This window comes from Mycolicibacter heraklionensis (assembly GCF_001021505.1).
GTDB classification, from domain to species: domain Bacteria; phylum Actinomycetota; class Actinomycetes; order Mycobacteriales; family Mycobacteriaceae; genus Mycobacterium; species Mycobacterium heraklionense.
Genome location: NZ_LDPO01000001.1, coordinates 600,087 through 614,391, shown reverse-complemented (window position 1 = coordinate 614,391; position 14,305 = coordinate 600,087). Strand labels below are relative to the sequence as shown.

General features: G+C 68.9%; 13 protein-coding genes. All 13 read left to right on the top strand.

Annotated elements, in window-relative coordinates:
- Nucleotides 1–46: 46 nt before the first annotated feature.
- The 13 genes from ABW16_RS03070 to ABW16_RS03010 all read left to right on the top strand — a co-directional run bounded on the left by ABW16_RS03070 (nt 47) and on the right by ABW16_RS03010 (nt 14,295).
- Nucleotides 47–1,183, top strand: a complete 1,137-nt coding sequence (locus tag ABW16_RS03070; protein ID WP_047317736.1) for a CaiB/BaiF CoA transferase family protein — start codon at nt 47–49, stop codon at nt 1,181–1,183.
- Nucleotides 1,180–2,349 (top strand): acyl-CoA dehydrogenase family protein, encoded by a 1,170-nt coding sequence (locus tag ABW16_RS03065; RefSeq protein WP_047317577.1) that lies wholly within the window; start codon nt 1,180–1,182, stop codon nt 2,347–2,349. The genes ABW16_RS03070 and ABW16_RS03065 overlap by 4 nt, the downstream gene beginning before the upstream one ends.
- On the top strand, nt 2,346–3,263 hold the full coding sequence (locus ABW16_RS03060) for an acyl-CoA dehydrogenase family protein (protein ID WP_047317576.1): 918 nt from the start codon (nt 2,346–2,348) through the stop codon (nt 3,261–3,263). The genes ABW16_RS03065 and ABW16_RS03060 overlap by 4 nt, the downstream gene beginning before the upstream one ends.
- Entirely contained in the window at nt 3,260–4,042 is a 783-nt protein-coding gene (locus tag ABW16_RS03055) for an enoyl-CoA hydratase/isomerase family protein (RefSeq protein WP_047317575.1), read from the top strand. Before ABW16_RS03060 ends, ABW16_RS03055 begins: the two co-directional genes overlap by 4 nt.
- Nucleotides 4,039–5,196, top strand: coding sequence for an acyl-CoA dehydrogenase family protein (locus ABW16_RS03050; RefSeq protein ID WP_047317574.1), 1,158 nt, complete (start codon nt 4,039–4,041; stop codon nt 5,194–5,196). The genes ABW16_RS03055 and ABW16_RS03050 overlap by 4 nt, the downstream gene beginning before the upstream one ends.
- The gene (locus ABW16_RS03045) at nt 5,193–6,200 is read left to right on the top strand and encodes an acyl-CoA dehydrogenase family protein (protein ID WP_047317573.1); all 1,008 of its coding nucleotides are present in this window, start codon (nt 5,193–5,195) and stop codon (nt 6,198–6,200) included. Before ABW16_RS03050 ends, ABW16_RS03045 begins: the two co-directional genes overlap by 4 nt.
- A 25-nt stretch (nt 6,201–6,225) precedes the next feature.
- A complete protein-coding gene (locus ABW16_RS03040) occupies nt 6,226–7,932 on the top strand; it encodes a thiamine pyrophosphate-binding protein (protein ID WP_047317572.1) in 1,707 nt (568 codons plus the stop codon).
- Nucleotides 7,933–7,994: 62 nt separating this feature from the next.
- Nucleotides 7,995–9,197 carry an acyl-CoA dehydrogenase family protein gene (locus ABW16_RS03035; RefSeq protein ID WP_047317571.1) on the top strand — a complete coding sequence of 401 codons (1,203 nt, stop codon included), beginning with the start codon at nt 7,995–7,997 and terminating at the stop codon, nt 9,195–9,197.
- Nucleotides 9,197–9,955, top strand: coding sequence for an SDR family NAD(P)-dependent oxidoreductase (locus ABW16_RS03030; RefSeq protein ID WP_047317570.1), 759 nt, complete (start codon nt 9,197–9,199; stop codon nt 9,953–9,955). Before ABW16_RS03035 ends, ABW16_RS03030 begins: the two co-directional genes overlap by 1 nt.
- Nucleotides 9,955–11,178, top strand: a complete 1,224-nt coding sequence (locus tag ABW16_RS03025; protein ID WP_047317569.1) for a CaiB/BaiF CoA transferase family protein — start codon at nt 9,955–9,957, stop codon at nt 11,176–11,178. The genes ABW16_RS03030 and ABW16_RS03025 overlap by 1 nt, the downstream gene beginning before the upstream one ends.
- Nucleotides 11,178–11,984 carry an enoyl-CoA hydratase/isomerase family protein gene (locus ABW16_RS03020; protein WP_047317568.1) on the top strand — a complete coding sequence of 269 codons (807 nt, stop codon included), beginning with the start codon at nt 11,178–11,180 and terminating at the stop codon, nt 11,982–11,984. The genes ABW16_RS03025 and ABW16_RS03020 overlap by 1 nt, the downstream gene beginning before the upstream one ends.
- A gap of 4 nt (nt 11,985–11,988) precedes the next feature.
- Nucleotides 11,989–13,134, top strand: a complete 1,146-nt coding sequence (locus ABW16_RS03015) for a thiolase family protein (RefSeq protein WP_047317567.1) — start codon at nt 11,989–11,991, stop codon at nt 13,132–13,134.
- Between the two features lie 12 nt (nt 13,135–13,146).
- Entirely contained in the window at nt 13,147–14,295 is a 1,149-nt protein-coding gene (locus ABW16_RS03010; protein ID WP_047317566.1) for an acyl-CoA dehydrogenase family protein, read from the top strand.
- The last annotated feature ends 10 nt before the right edge of the window (nt 14,296–14,305 follow it).

The window sequence follows — 14,305 nt, the reverse complement described above, 5'->3', positions numbered from 1 at the left end:
GGCTGGCGCCAACGGGGCGGATGGCGAGTCGCCGGCGCACGGGCCGCTGAGCGGCGTGCGAGTGGTGGATCTGACGACCATGGTGATGGGGCCGTACTGCACGCAGATCATGGCCGACATGGGTGCCGACGTCATCAAAGTCGAGCCCCCGGAGGGCGACGCCACCCGCTACATTTCGGCTGGCCCCGCACCCGACATGAGCGGGGTGTTCGTCAACGTCAACCGGGGCAAACGCAGCGTCGTGCTGGATCTGCGCACCGAGGCCGGACGGACCGCGATTGCCGCACTGATCGGCCGGGCCGACGTGTTCATTCACTCGATGCGGGCCAAGGCGATGGCCAAGCTGGGCCTGGGTTATGCCGAAGTGGCCGTGCTCAACCCGGCGATCGTCTACACCAACTGCTACGGCTACGGGCGCCGCGGCCCGGCCGCCGACCGCCCGGCCTACGACGACACCATTCAGGCCGAATGCGGGCTGCCCGCGGTGCAAGAGCAACTCACCGGGCGGGCCGACTACGTGGGCACCATCATGGCCGACAAGATCGCCGGACTGACCGCCCTCTACGCCACGATGATGGCGTTGTTCCACCGCGAACGAACCGGGCAGGGGCAGGAAGTCGAAGTCGCCATGTTCGAGACCATGGCCTCGTTCATGCTCGTCGAGCACGCCAACGGTGCGATGTTCGACCCGCCGCTGGGTCCGGCCGTCTACCCGCGCACGGTGGCGCCCAACCGGCGGCCCTATGCCACCAGCGACGGCCAGATCGCCGCGCTGATCTACAACGACAAGCACTGGAACGCCTTCATCGGTGCGGTGCAGCCGCCGTGGGCTTGCGAGCGGTACGCCACCCTGGCGCAGCGGGCCCGACAGATCGACACCATCTATGGGTTGGTGGCGCAGACCATGAAAGAGCGCACCACCGCCCAGTGGCTGGCGCTGTTCGAGGAGCTGGAAATCCCAGCGGCCCCGCTGAACTCGCCCGGGGCGCTGTTCGACGATGCGCACCTCAACGCGGTGGGGCTGTTCGAGACCGTGGACACCCCGAACGGCCCGGTTCGCTTCCCCGGGGTGCCCACCTGGCTGTCGCGGACCCCCGGACGGGTTGCCGGCGCGGCGCCGGAACTCGGCGCGCACACCGCGGCGGTCTTCGCCGAACTCGGACTCGAGCGGGGCACCGCATGACGCTGGACTTCGACTTGGGGACGCGCGCCGGCGAACTACGGGCCCAGTTGCGTGACCTGATCGAACGGGAGCTGCCCGACCGGTTCCCGGGTGCGTTCACCGAAGACCCCGCTGATTTTGCTGCAGCACAACGGTTCTGCCGGGTGCTGGCGGAGCAGGATCTGCTGTGTCTGTCCTGGCCGGAGGAGTTCGGCGGGGCGGGCGCCTCGGTGTGGGAGCAGACCGTGGTGCGCGAGGAGATGTGGGCGCATCATGAGCCGCGCGGGGCGCAGTACATGGGGGTGAACTGGGTCGGTCCGATCATCATGCGGCACGGCACTCCCGAGCAGCAGCGCCGCCACCTGCCGCCGATCGCGTCCGGTGAGGTGATCTGGTGCCAGGGCTTCTCCGAACCCGAAGCCGGCTCAGACTTGGCTTCGCTGCGCACTCACGCCCGCCGCGATGGTGACGGTTGGCTGATCAACGGCCAGAAGATCTGGACCTCGTATGCGACCATGGCGCAGTGGTGCTTCCTGTTGGTGCGCACCACCCGGGTCGGTGAAGGGGCAGTCACCAAGAAGCAGCAGGGCCTGACGGTGTTCCTGGTCCCGATGGACGACCCCACCATCACCGTCCGACCGCTGGGCACCATGATGGGTCCGCACCATCTCAACGAGGTGTTCTTCGACGACCTGCGCGTCACCGACGCCGACGTTCTCGGCGAAATCGACGCGGGTTGGTCGATCGTGGCCGACGTGATGGCTTTTGAGCGAGTGGGCATCGCCCGCTACGCGCGCTGCGAACGGCTGCTCGCCGCGGCGCCGCACGCACTCGGGGAGCGATGGGAGACCCTGCCCGGCGAGCTGATCGCCCGATGGGTGCGCATGCTCACGCACTGCCGGCGTGCCCGGCTGATGGCCTACCGGGTGGTGTCGTTGCAGGCCAGTGGCCGCATAGCGCCCGGTGACGCAGCTGCCTACCGGATCGCGGTCACCCGGCTGGACCAGGAGAGCGCGGAGGTGCTGATGGAGATCGCCGCCGAAGCGCCCGACAACCCGCAGGCTCAGTGGTATCGCCAGGAGGTCGAAGACCACTGGCGCTACTCGCAAGCGGCCACGGTGTCCTCGGGCAGCATCGAGATGCAGCGCATCCTGCTGTCGCGCGCGCTGCTGGCGGAGGCGCGATGAAGCTCGAACTCGGCGCGGATGCACAACAATTCGGGCGCGCGGCGCGCAGCGCCTTCGAAGCGGCCGGCGGCGACGACCTGGTGGTGCGCGCTGACGCCGACCCGGGTTCCCGCGAGCAAGTGGTCGGGCCGATCCTGCGGGGGCTGGGAGCCAACGAGCTGAAGCCCCGCGCCGACGCCGACGAACTCGAGGCCGCCGCCGCGCTGTGCCGCGCTGCCGGGTACTGGGCGCTGCCGTACCCGGTGGCCGAATGCCTGTCCGCGCCGGACGATCTCGATGTCGACGGGCTGATCGTGGTCGCCGGCCATGCCCCCGCCGGTGGGGTGGCGGGACTGTCGAAGCGCTGGGCCGCGGTCACGCTGGCAGGGATGCGCAGCACCGTGGTGGGGCAGTCGGAGGCCGGGCCGGCTCTGGTGGCGGAGCTGAGCCTGGCGCGGCTTGACGACGCCGGCGTCGGGGATGTCGCGCTGGCGCTGATGCTGCCCTGCTGGACGCTGCTGGGGATGCTCGACCGGGCAATGGATCTGACGATCGCCCACGTGCGGCTGCGCGAACAGTTCGGCCAGGCGCTGTCGGCGTTTCAGGGCGTGCAGTTCCAGCTCACCGACGCCGAGGTCGAGCGCGCCGGGGTGGACATGCTGGCCAAATACGCGCTGTGGAGCATCGCGACCGGGCGACCCGAAGCCACCGATGACGCGCTGGCGCTGCGATCGGCGGCGCTGGAAGCCGCCGAAGTGGTGTTCCGCGTCTGCCACCAACTGCACGGCGCCGTCGGGTTCTGCGATGAGACCGCCCTGTCGTGGCTGTCGCGCTACAGCCAGCCGCTGCGCCGCCTGCCGTGGGGGTTGTCGGCCACCCGCGACCGGCTGGCCCGCCGTACCCAGCACACCGGACTGACGGGACTCTACGCATGAAATACGATCTGCCCCAAGAAATCACCGTGACCGGCGACGGCCCGGTCCGCACCGTCACGATCAACCGGCCCGACGAGCTGAACAGTGTCAACGCCAACCTGCACTGGGGCCTGGCCAACGTGTGGCGCCAACTGGCCGCCGACAAGGCGGTCCGGGTCGTGGTGCTGACCGGCGCCGGGCGGGCGTTCTCCGCGGGCGGCGATCTGAACTGGATCACCACCTTCCTCGACGACGAAGCCGCCCGGGACGAGAGCATCCGCGAAGGAGCGCAGATCGTCGAAGAGATGCTGCGGTTCCCGCTGCCGATCATCGCGGCCGTCAACGGCCCCGCCGTCGGACTGGGCTGCAGCGTGGCGGTGCTCTGCGACATCGTGTTGATCTCACAGAGCGCCTACCTCGCTGATCCGCACGTGGCGGTCGGGTTGGTCGCCGGTGACGGGGGAGCGGCCCTGTGGCCGCTGATCACCCCGATCCTGCGGTCCCGCGAATACCTCTACACCGGCGATCGGATCGACGCCGCCACCGCCGTCGAGCTCGGACTGGCCAGCCGCACCGTGGCGCACGAAGAGCTGCTGCCGCAAGCACATCAGCTGGCCGACCGCCTGGCGGCGCAGCCACCCGAGGCGCTGCAGGGCACCAAGCGAGTGGTCAACATGTACCTGTCGCAGATGCTGGCCGGGCCGCTGCAAGCCGGGTTCGCCGCCGAGGTGACGACCATGAAGTCCGACGAACACCGGCAGCGTTTGCTGGCCTTCGCAGAGCGGGCGAGCAGGCGATGATCCCCGATTTCCGTGCGCGCGTGGGCCAGTGGTGCCGCGACAACATCCCCGCGGACTGGCGCCGCGCCCAGACCGGGGTGAGTCAGCAGGAGTTCGTCGACTTCCAACGCAGCTGGTTCGCCACTCTGCACAGCGCCGGGTTCGCGGTCCCGCACTGGCCACGCGAGTGGGGCGGCGGGATGTCCGTGGCCGATCAGGCCGTGCTGTACCAGGAGCTCGCCGCCCACGACGCGCCCCGGCTGGTGCTGGCCTTCGTCGGCATCCATCACGCCGCGGCGACCCTGTTGGCCGCCGGCACCGAGGAACAGCGGCGCCGACATCTGCCGGCGATCCTCGACGGCGAGATCTGGGTGCAGGGCTTCTCCGAACCGGAGGCCGGCTCGGATCTGGCATCGCTGCGCACCACCGCGCGTCGGGTGGGCGATGACTATGTGGTGAACGGCCAGAAGTTGTGGGCCAGCGGCGCCAGCCACGCGCAGTGGTGTCTGCTGCTGGCGCGCACCGACCCGGGCGCCCCCAAACGCAAAGGCATCTCGTACTTCCTGCTGGACATGGCCACCCCCGGCGTACAGGTGCGGCCGATCCGCAATGCCGTCGGCGACCAGCACTTCTGCGAGATCTTCCTCGACGACGTGGTCATCCCGGCGACCAATCTGATCGGCGCGGAGAACACCGGCTGGCAGGTGGCGCAGGCGACCCTGGGCGCCGAGCGCGGGATGACCATGCTCGAGCTCGCCGAACGACTGGGCTGCGCCGGATTTCGCTGGCTGGTGCAGGCCGCCCCCACCGATGACCCGGTGGTGGCCGACCGGCTGGCGCAATTGGAAACCGAGATCGCCGGGCTGCGCGGCATGTGCCGCCAACTGGTGCACGACGCCGAAGCCGGCACCGCCGGACCGGCCGACGCCTCGATCGTGAAGCTCTTCTACAGCGAGGTGCTGCAGCGGCTCACCGACTTCGGCGCCGATATCGGTGGGCTGGACGCTCACACGGTGCTGGGCAAACCGCTGTCCAGCGGCTGGGAATCGGGGTCGTGGGTGCTGGACTTCATCGGCTCCTGGGAATGGACCATCCCCGGCGGCTCCAGCGAGATTCAGCGCACCATCATCGGCGAACGCGGCCTCGGCCTGCCGAGAGAACCGAGCATGCCGTGACCACAACCGATTTCGCCGAACTTCATGACGAACTGCGCGCGGTCGCCGCCGACGTGCTGGCCCGCGGCCGTGTCGTCGACTGGTCCACGATGGTCGCCGCCGGTTGGGTCGGGCTGGAGATCCCCGATGGATTCGGCGGGGCCGGCGCGACGTTCGCCGAAACCGCGGTGATCTGCCAGCAACTGGGCCGCGCCGCTGCGGCAACGCACTATCTGGGCAGTGTGGTGCTGACGGTCAGCCTGCTGAACAGCCTGCAGGACAGCGAGGTTCGTGACACGCTGCTGGCCGACGTCGCTGCCGGACGGACCCGGGTTGCCGCGGTGATCGGGGGATCGTTCGCTCTCGATGCCGAGCGGCGGTTGACCGGCCGTGCCGACTTCGTGCCGGACGCCCACGGTGCCGACCGGCTGCTGGTGGTGGCAACCGATGCGTCCGGGGCGGACGTCGTGGCAACCGTCGAGGGTCTGACCGTCACCGGCCAGCCGGTGCTCGACGAAACCCGCCACGTCGCCACCGTCACCGCCGACGGGGTCGAGGTGCCCGAGCCTTTGCCGCTCGCCGGGAGCGCGCAGTCCGTCCTCAATCGGGCGGCGGTCGCCGTGGCGTGCGACAGCCTCGGTCTGGCCGAGGCCATGCTCGACGCCACGGTGTCCTACGCACGGACCCGCGAGCAGTTCGGGCGCCCCATCGGCTCCTTCCAGGCCGTCAAACATGCGTGCGCCGACATGCTGGTGAAAATCTCGGCGGCCCGGAGCTTAGTGCGCGAGGCCGTCGACACCCTGGTGGCCAACGAAACCCACGAACCCGACGTGGCGGCGGCCATGGCGAAGTCCTACACCTGTGCTGCCGCCGTCGAGGTGGTCGGCAAGGCGCTGCAACTGCACGGCGGCATCGGCTACACGTGGGAGAGCGGCATCCACGTCTACCTGAAACGCGCCACGTTCAACCGGTCGCTGTTCGGATCCCCGGCAGCGCACCGTCGTTGTCTCGCTCAACGGTATTAACAAGTCAAGCAAGGAGTTTCGAGAAGTGGGTGTGCCCGTCTATCGCCGGATCCTGGAACTGTTCGAGGCCGAAGGCGTCAACACGCTGTTCGGCATTCCCGACCCCAACTTCGTGCACATGTTCGTCGAGGCCGAACAACGCGGCTGGTCCGTGGTGGCGCCGCACCACGAGGAGAGCGCCGGATTCATGGCCGAGGCGGCCTCGCGGATGACCGGCCGGCCTGGCCTGTGCATCGGCACCCTGGGGCCGGGGGTGGCGAACATCGCCGGCGCCATGATGTGCGCGCGGGTGGAGAACTCCCCGGTGGTGTTCCTCGGCGGCCAGCGTGCTCGCATCACCGAGCGCCGGGTGCGGCGTGGTCGTATCCAATTCGTGCGCCAGGAAGAGCTTTTCACGCCATCGGTGAAGTACAGCGCGTCGATCGAATACGCCGATCAGACCGACGAGATCGTGCACGAGGCCATCCGCCGCGCCATGTCCGGCACCCCCGGACCGGCCTATATCGAATACCCGTCGCACGTCATCCTCGAAGAGCTCGACGTCGCCGATCCACCCGAGCCGCACCGCTACCGGCTGGTGAACCAGCGGGCCGGAGCGCCCGAGGTCGCGCAAGCCGCCGAGATCATCCGTAACGCGTCCAGCCCCATCCTGCTGGTGGGACACGGGGTACACACCTCGCGCAGTGCGGCCGCAGTCCGCGACCTGGCCGAGCTGATGGCCTGCCCGGTGATCCAGACGTCCGGCGGCACGGCGTTCATCCCGGGCTTGGAAGAACGCACCTTCCCCTACGGTTTCTCCACCGCGGCCGTCGAGGCCGTCGCCGGGTCGGACGTCTGCGTGGCGCTGGGCACCGAGCTGGGGGAGCCGGTGCACTACGGCACCACCCGGCACTGGGCCGACAAGAACGGCGAGCGCAAGTGGATCTACGTCGAACAGGACCCGCTGGCGATCGGGGTGAACCGGCCGGTGGACGTGGCGCTGGTGGGTGATCTGCGGGGCATCGTTCCGCAGTTGGTCGAGGAGTTCAAGGGCAATCCCCGCGTCCCTTCCGCGGATCTGGACCGGTGGATCAAACAGGACGCCAACCAGCTCGCCGAACTGGCCGAAACCGCTCCGGCTGGTCGTTCCCCGGTGCATCCGGCGCGCTTCGTGGTCGAGGCCACCAAAGCATTCCCGGCCGAGGGCATCATGGTCCGCGACGGCGGCGCCACGGTCATCTTCCAATGGACCTATTCGCAGGCCAAGCCGCACGACGTGATGTGGAATCAGAACTTCGGGCACCTGGGCACTGGGTTGCCCTATGCCGTGGGCGCCTCGGTCGCTGAGGGCGGCAAGCGACCGGTGATGCTGTTGACCAGCGACTCGGCCTTCTTGTTCCACATCGCCGAGCTGGAGACCGCGGCCCGGCTGGGCCTGCCGCTGGTCTGCGTCGTGGGTGTGGACCACCAATGGGGCCTGGAAGTCGGCGTCTACAAGCGCACTTTCACCCAGCCCTCGCCGCAGCCTGGCGTGCACTGGGGCAAGAACGTCCGGTTCGACACGATCGCGCAGGGAATGGGTGCTCGCGGGGAGTTCGTCGACGACGAAACGCAGATCGGGCCGGCCATCGAGCGTGCCTTCGCCGCCGGCGGGACCGCGGTGATCCACGTCTGCATCGACCCCAAGGCCAACTCCGAAGAGATGCCCAACTACGCCGAGTTCCGTACCTGGTACGCCGAAGGAACCCAGTAAGCGAGAATGCTATTCTCGTTTCCGGCTAACAACGTGCACGCGCTGATGGGCTGGAGGAAACCATGTCCGGCGGAATGAGCTTCGAACTGACCGAGGATCAGCAGCTGATCCGGCAGTCGGTCGCCGAACTCGCGGCGAAGTTCGACGACCACTACTGGATGACCAAGGACCAGGCGCACGAATTCCCGCAGGAGTTCTACGACGCCATCGCCGGCGGCGGCTGGCTGGGCATGACCATCCCCGAGGAATACGGTGGCCACGGTCTGGGCATCACCGAGGCCACCATCCTGGCCGAGGAAGTGGCGCGTTCCGGCGGTGGGATGAACGCCGCCAGCGCGATCCACCTATCGATCTTCGGCATGCAGCCGGTCGTGGTCTTCGGCTCGGATGAGATGAAGGCCGAAACCCTGCCCCGCATCGCCCACGGCGACCTGCACGTGTGCTTCGGCGTCACCGAACCGACCGCGGGCCTCGACACGTCGCGTATCACCACCTTCGCCAAGCGCGGGCGGGACGCCTATGGCGAACACTACCGAGTCAACGGCCGCAAGGTGTGGATCTCCAAAGCCCTTGAGTCCGAAAAGATCCTGTTGCTGACCCGCACCGAGTCCCGCGACGACGTAGAAAAGCGAGGGGGCAAACCCACCGACGGTCTCACGCTGTTCCTCACCGACATCGACCGCGACCACGTCGACATCCGGCCCATCACCAAAATGGGCCGCAACGCGGTGTCGTCCAACGAGGTGTTCATCGACGACCTGCGAATCCCGGCCGCACACCGGATCGGCGAAGAGGGCAAAGGCTTTTCCTACATCCTGCATGGGCTCAACCCGGAGCGGATGCTGATCGCCGCCGAGGCCCTGGGCATCGGCCGAGTCGCGCTGGACCGTGCAGTCAAGTACGCCAACGAACGCGTGGTGTTCGACCGGCCGATCGGCATGAACCAGGGCATCCAGTTCCCGCTCGCCGACTCACTGGCCCGCCTGGACGCCGCCGAATTGATCCTGCGCAAGGCCACCTGGCTCTACGACAACGGCAAGTCCTGCGGCCGTGAGGCGAACATGGCCAAATATCTCTGTGCCGATGCCGGTTTCGCGGCCGCTGACCGCGCTTTGCAGACCCACGGCGGGATGGGCTACTCGGAGGAATACAACATCTCCCGGTTCTTCCGGGAGTCCCGTCTGATGAAGATCGCCCCGGTCAGCCAGGAGATGATCCTGAACTTCCTCGGTTCGCACGTGCTCGGCCTGCCGAGGAGCTACTGATGGCCGGCTACTTCGACCTGACCGGCCGAAGCGCGGTGGTCACCGGGGCGGCCGGCGGCATCGGCTCGGCGGTCGCGGCCGCACTGGCGCAGGCCGGGGCCGCGGTGCTGGTCACCGACGTCGATGGGGACGCGGCAGCCGCGGTGGCCGAACAGATTTCGGCATCGGGTGGCCGGGCCGACTCCGCGGCGCTCGACGTCACGGACCGCGACTCGGCCGACGCGGCCGCCGCCAAGGCCGCTGCACTGGCCGACGGAAAGATCCACATCCTGATCAACAACGCCGGGGTGACCCGCCCGGCGATGTTCGACAAACTCACCGCCGAGTCGATGCGACTGCTGCTCGACGTGCACACCGTCGGCGCCTTCAACTGCACCCAGGCGGTGCTGCCCTACATTCCCACCGACGGCACCGGTCGCATCGTCAACGTGACGTCGGCGGCGGGCCTGACCGGCACCCTCGGGCAGGTCAACTACTCGGCCGCCAAGGCGGCGCTGATCGGCTTCACCAAGTCGCTGGCCCGGGAACTGGCCACCAGGAGGATCTGCGTCAACGCGCTGGCGCCGCTGGCGGCGACCCCGATGACCGAAACCATCCGCACCAATGAGAAGTTTGCGGCCAACATGATGAACCGCATCCCGATGAAGCGCTGGGCCGAGCCCAGCGAGGTCGCCGGCGCGTTCGTTTTCATGGCTTCTGATGCCGCCTCCTACGTCACCGGGCAGGTATTGCCGGTCGACGGCGGCATGGTGATGTGATGCCGGAGCCGTCAAATGCACCGCTCGCCGGCATCACCGTGGTGGCGCTGGAACAGGCGGTGTCGGCGCCGATGTGCACCCGCGCCCTGGCCGACTTCGGCGCGCGGGTCATCAAGGTGGAAAACCCCGACGGCGGCGATTTCGCCCGCTACTACGACGACGTCGTCAACGGCCAGGCGGCGCACTTCGTCTGGGTCAACCGGGGCAAAGAGTCTTTGACCCTGGACCTGAAAAGCGAAGCGGGACGCGATGTCCTGCACCGGCTGTTGGACCGCGCCGACGTGCTGGTGTCCAACCTCGCGCCGGGCGCCACCGCACGGCTGGGTCTGTCGCCCGAGCAGATGGCGCAGCGGCACCCCAACGTGATCGCCGTCGAGATCGACGGCTACGGCACCGGCGGACCGCTGTCGCACAAGCGGGCCTACGACCTGCTGGTGCAGGCCGAGTCCGGAGTCTGCTCGGTGACCGGCAACCCGGGCGCCCCGGCCAAACCGGGCCCGCCGGTCGCCGACGTCACCACCGGCCTGTACGCGGCGCTGTCGATCATGGCCCTGCTGGTCGGCCGCAAAGGAGCAGTCGCCCAACCTGATTCGCCGGCGCCGTCGGTCAGCGTGAGCCTGTTCGACACCATGGCCGAGATGATGGGCTACCACCTGACCTACGCGCGGCACTCCGGGATCGACCAGCAGCCACTGGGTATGAGCTCACCGGCCGTGGCGCCCTACGGCGCGTACCCGACCGCCGACGGGCACACCGTGGTGCTGGGCACCACCAACGACCGAGAATGGCAGCGCCTGGCCCGGGAACTGCTGGGCCGCAACGACCTCGCCGATGACCCGCGCTTTGCCGGCAACGCCGACCGGGTCGCAAACCGCGCAGTCCTGGACGAGGCGATCGCCGCGTGGTGCGCTGCGAACACGTTGGCGCACATCCAGGACGCTGCCGATGCCGCCGGGATCGGCAACGCCCGCTACAACGCGCCCAGCGACGTGCTGGCGCACCCGCAACTGGCCGAACGCGACCGCTGGCACACCATCGACACCCCGGCCGGCCCGATCCCGTCGCTGCTGCCGCCGCCGGTGATCGCCGGCTACCGCCCGCCGATGGGGGCGGTGCCGGGACTGGGCGAACACACCGGCGCCGTGCTGGACGAGCTGGGTCTGACCGGCGAGGAGATCGCCGCTCTACGCGCCCACGGTGCGATAGGGCAGGCTGGGCGCTGATGGCTTCCGACACTGCGCCCGTACTGCTGCGCGCCGACCGCGACGGCGTGCGGACCCTGACCCTGAACCGGCCCGCCCGCAAGAACGCGATCAACCCGGAGCTGTGGCGTGCGCTGCGCGACGCGCTGCGCGACGCCGCCGACGACCCCGACCTGCGTGCCCTGGTGATCACCGGCGCCGGTGGCGCGTTCTGCTCGGGCGCCGACATCGGCACCCCCGACGACGCCCACCCGGTGGAGAAGCTGCGCCGGCTGTCCGACGTCGCACTGGCCTTGCACGAGCTCACGATCCCCACGATCGCGAAAGTGACCGGCGTAGCGGTCGGGGCCGGCTGGAACCTGGCCCTAGGCTGCGACCTGGTGGTGGCGACACCGGAATCGACGTTCTGCCAGATCTTCTCGAAGCGCGGGCTCTCGATCGATCTGGGCGGATCGTGGCTGCTGCCCAAGATCGTCGGCCTGCAACAGGCCAAGCGGCTGGCGCTGCTGGCCGAGACCATCGACGCCGGCGAGGCGCAGGCGTTGAACCTGGTGACCTGGGTGGTGGGTGCCGGCGAGATCGACGACTTCGTGGACGACCTCGCCGACCGACTGGCCGCCGGCCCGCCGCGGGCGCTGGCCCAGACCAAGGCTCTGCTCAAGCAGGGCGCCGACGCCACCCTGCCCGAGGCCCTGGCCAATGAGGCGCGGGCCCAGATCGTGAACTTCGCGGGCACCGATGCCGCGGAAGCCTATGCGGCGTTCGCCGAGAAACGTCCGCCGCGCTTCACCGGCGGGTGGCCGCCGAAGTCAACGAGATCGGAGTAGTCAGATGCGACCCACGGTGATCGTCGGAGCGGTACGCACCCCCGTCGGAAAGCGCAACGGCGGGCTGGCCGGCACTCATGCCGCGGACCTGTCCGCGATCGTGCTGGGCGAACTGATGGAGCGCACCGGAACCGACCCCGGCACCGTCGACGACGTGGTGTGGGGCTGCGTGTCGCAGGTGGGCGACCAGTCCTCCAACATCGGCCGGTACGCGGTGCTGGCCGCGGGCTGGCCCGAACACGTCCCGGCAACCACCGTCAACCGGGCCTGCGGCTCCAGCCAGCAGGCGCTGGACTTCGCCGTGCAGGCCGTGATGTCGGGCCAACAGGACATCGTGGTCGCCGGCGGCGTCGAGGTGATGAGTCGGGTCCCACTCGGCGCCGCCCGTGCCACCGGCGAACCCTTCGGCCCGAAAGCGCTTGCCCGCTATGACGGATTTCAGTTCAACCAGGGCATCGGCGCCGAGATGATCTGCCAGAAGTGGGGCTTTGACCGCGCCCAGGTCGATGAATATTCGGCGCGCTCACACGAGTTGGCCGCCGCCGCGCAGGACACCGGTGCGTTCCGCGACCAGATCGTCCCGGTCGCGACCGACAGCGGCGTGGTGGACGCCGATGAGGGCATCCGCCGCGGCACCACCGCCGAAAAGCTGGCCGGACTCAAGCCCGCCTTCCGCGAAGACGGATTGATCCACGCCGGCAACTCGTCGCAGATCTCCGACGGCGCCGCAGCGCTTTTGGTGATGAGCGAGCAAGAGGCCGCTCGGCGCGGGCTGACCCCGCTGGTGCGCTACACCGCCGGCGCGGTGACCGGAGCCGACCCGGTACTGATGCTCACCGGTCCCATCCCCGCCACCGCGAAGGTGCTCAAGAGGGCCGGACTGGGCATCGACGAGATCGGCGTATTCGAAGTCAACGAGGCCTTCGCCCCGGTGCCCATGGCATGGCTGGCCGACACCGGCGCCGACGCCACGCGCCTCAACCCGGTGGGCGGGGCGATCGCCCTCGGCCACCCGCTCGGGGCATCCGGCGCCGTCTTGATGACCCGGATGATTCACCACATGCGCGACAACGGGATTCGCTACGGCCTGCAGACCATGTGCGAAGGCGGCGGCACCGCCAACGCCACCATCGTCGAGCTGGTCGGTTAGGGAGAGACATTCATGCGGCGCGACCTGTTCACCCAAGACCACGAGGCGTTCCGGGCGCTGGCCCGCGACTTCGTCGAAAAGCACGTCGTGCCGGAATACCCCAACTGGGAGAAGGCCGGCCGGATGCCCCGCGAGGTGTTCGAACACCTGGGCTCGCTGGGGATGCTCGGCGTGGCCATCCCTGAGGAGTACGGCGGCGCGGGCATCGACGACTACCGCTACAACGTGGTGCTGCAAGAGGAAGCGGCGCGCGCCCTGGTCACGCTGTCCACGGTGCGCACCCAACTCGAGGTGATCCTGCCCTACTTCCTGCACTACACGAACGACGAACAGCGGGCCCGCTGGTTCCCCGGGATGGCGGCCGGCAAGCTGCTCACCGCGATCGCGATGACCGAGCCGGGCACCGGGTCGGACCTGGCCGGAATGCGCACCACCGCCGTGCGAGACGGCGAGGACTACATCCTCAACGGAGCCAAGACCTTCATCACCGGCGGCATCCAGGCCGACCTGGTGATCGTGGTGGCCCGGACCTCCACCGATCCCGACAACCGTCGCGCAGGCCTGACCCTGCTGGTGGTCGAGGACGGCATGCCGGGCTTCGAGCGGGGCCGCGAACTGGACAAGATGGGCTGCAAGGTCCAAGACACCGCCGAGCTGTCCTTCACCGACGTACGGGTTCCGGCGGCCAACCGGCTGGGGGCCGACGGCGAGGCCTTCGGCTACCTGGGCCACAACCTCGCCCAGGAGCGGCTCACCGTGGCGGTCGGTTCGGTCGCGCAGGCCCGCTCCGCGCTGGCCGCGACCATCGACTACGTCCAGAACCGCAACGTATTCGGCTCCCCGGTCGCGTCGTTCCAGAACACCAAGTTCGAACTGGCCGCGGTCTCCACCGAGATCGAGGCCGCCCAGTGCATGCTCGACCGGGCGGTCGCCGACCACGTCGAGGGTGTCCTGTCGGGCGCCGACGCCGCGCGCACCAAACTGTTCTGCACCGAGGTGCAGGCCCGGGTCATCGACCGCTGCCTGCAGCTGTTCGGCGGCTACGGCTACATGATGGAGTACCCGATCGCCCGGCTCTACACCGATGCGCGGGTGGCCCGGATCTATGCCGGGACCAGCGAGGTGATGAAGATGATCGTCGCCAAGTCGCTGGGGTTGTGAACTCCTAGCC

What these genes read in the sequence shown, in the direction of transcription:
- ABW16_RS03065 (WP_047317577.1), top strand. Translation starts at nt 1,180, where the DNA reads ATGACGCTGGACTTCGACTTGGGGACGCGCGCCGGCGAACTACGGGCC.
- ABW16_RS03060 (WP_047317576.1), top strand. Translation starts at nt 2,346, where the DNA reads ATGAAGCTCGAACTCGGCGCGGATGCACAACAATTCGGGCGCGCGGCG.
- ABW16_RS03055 (WP_047317575.1), top strand. Translation starts at nt 3,260, where the DNA reads ATGAAATACGATCTGCCCCAAGAAATCACCGTGACCGGCGACGGCCCG.
- ABW16_RS03050 (WP_047317574.1), top strand. Translation starts at nt 4,039, where the DNA reads ATGATCCCCGATTTCCGTGCGCGCGTGGGCCAGTGGTGCCGCGACAAC.
- ABW16_RS03035 (WP_047317571.1), top strand. Translation starts at nt 7,995, where the DNA reads ATGTCCGGCGGAATGAGCTTCGAACTGACCGAGGATCAGCAGCTGATC.
- ABW16_RS03030 (WP_047317570.1), top strand. Translation starts at nt 9,197, where the DNA reads ATGGCCGGCTACTTCGACCTGACCGGCCGAAGCGCGGTGGTCACCGGG.
- ABW16_RS03025 (WP_047317569.1), top strand. Translation starts at nt 9,955, where the DNA reads ATGCCGGAGCCGTCAAATGCACCGCTCGCCGGCATCACCGTGGTGGCG.
- ABW16_RS03020 (WP_047317568.1), top strand. Translation starts at nt 11,178, where the DNA reads ATGGCTTCCGACACTGCGCCCGTACTGCTGCGCGCCGACCGCGACGGC.
- ABW16_RS03015 (WP_047317567.1), top strand. Translation starts at nt 11,989, where the DNA reads ATGCGACCCACGGTGATCGTCGGAGCGGTACGCACCCCCGTCGGAAAG.
- ABW16_RS03010 (WP_047317566.1), top strand. Translation starts at nt 13,147, where the DNA reads ATGCGGCGCGACCTGTTCACCCAAGACCACGAGGCGTTCCGGGCGCTG.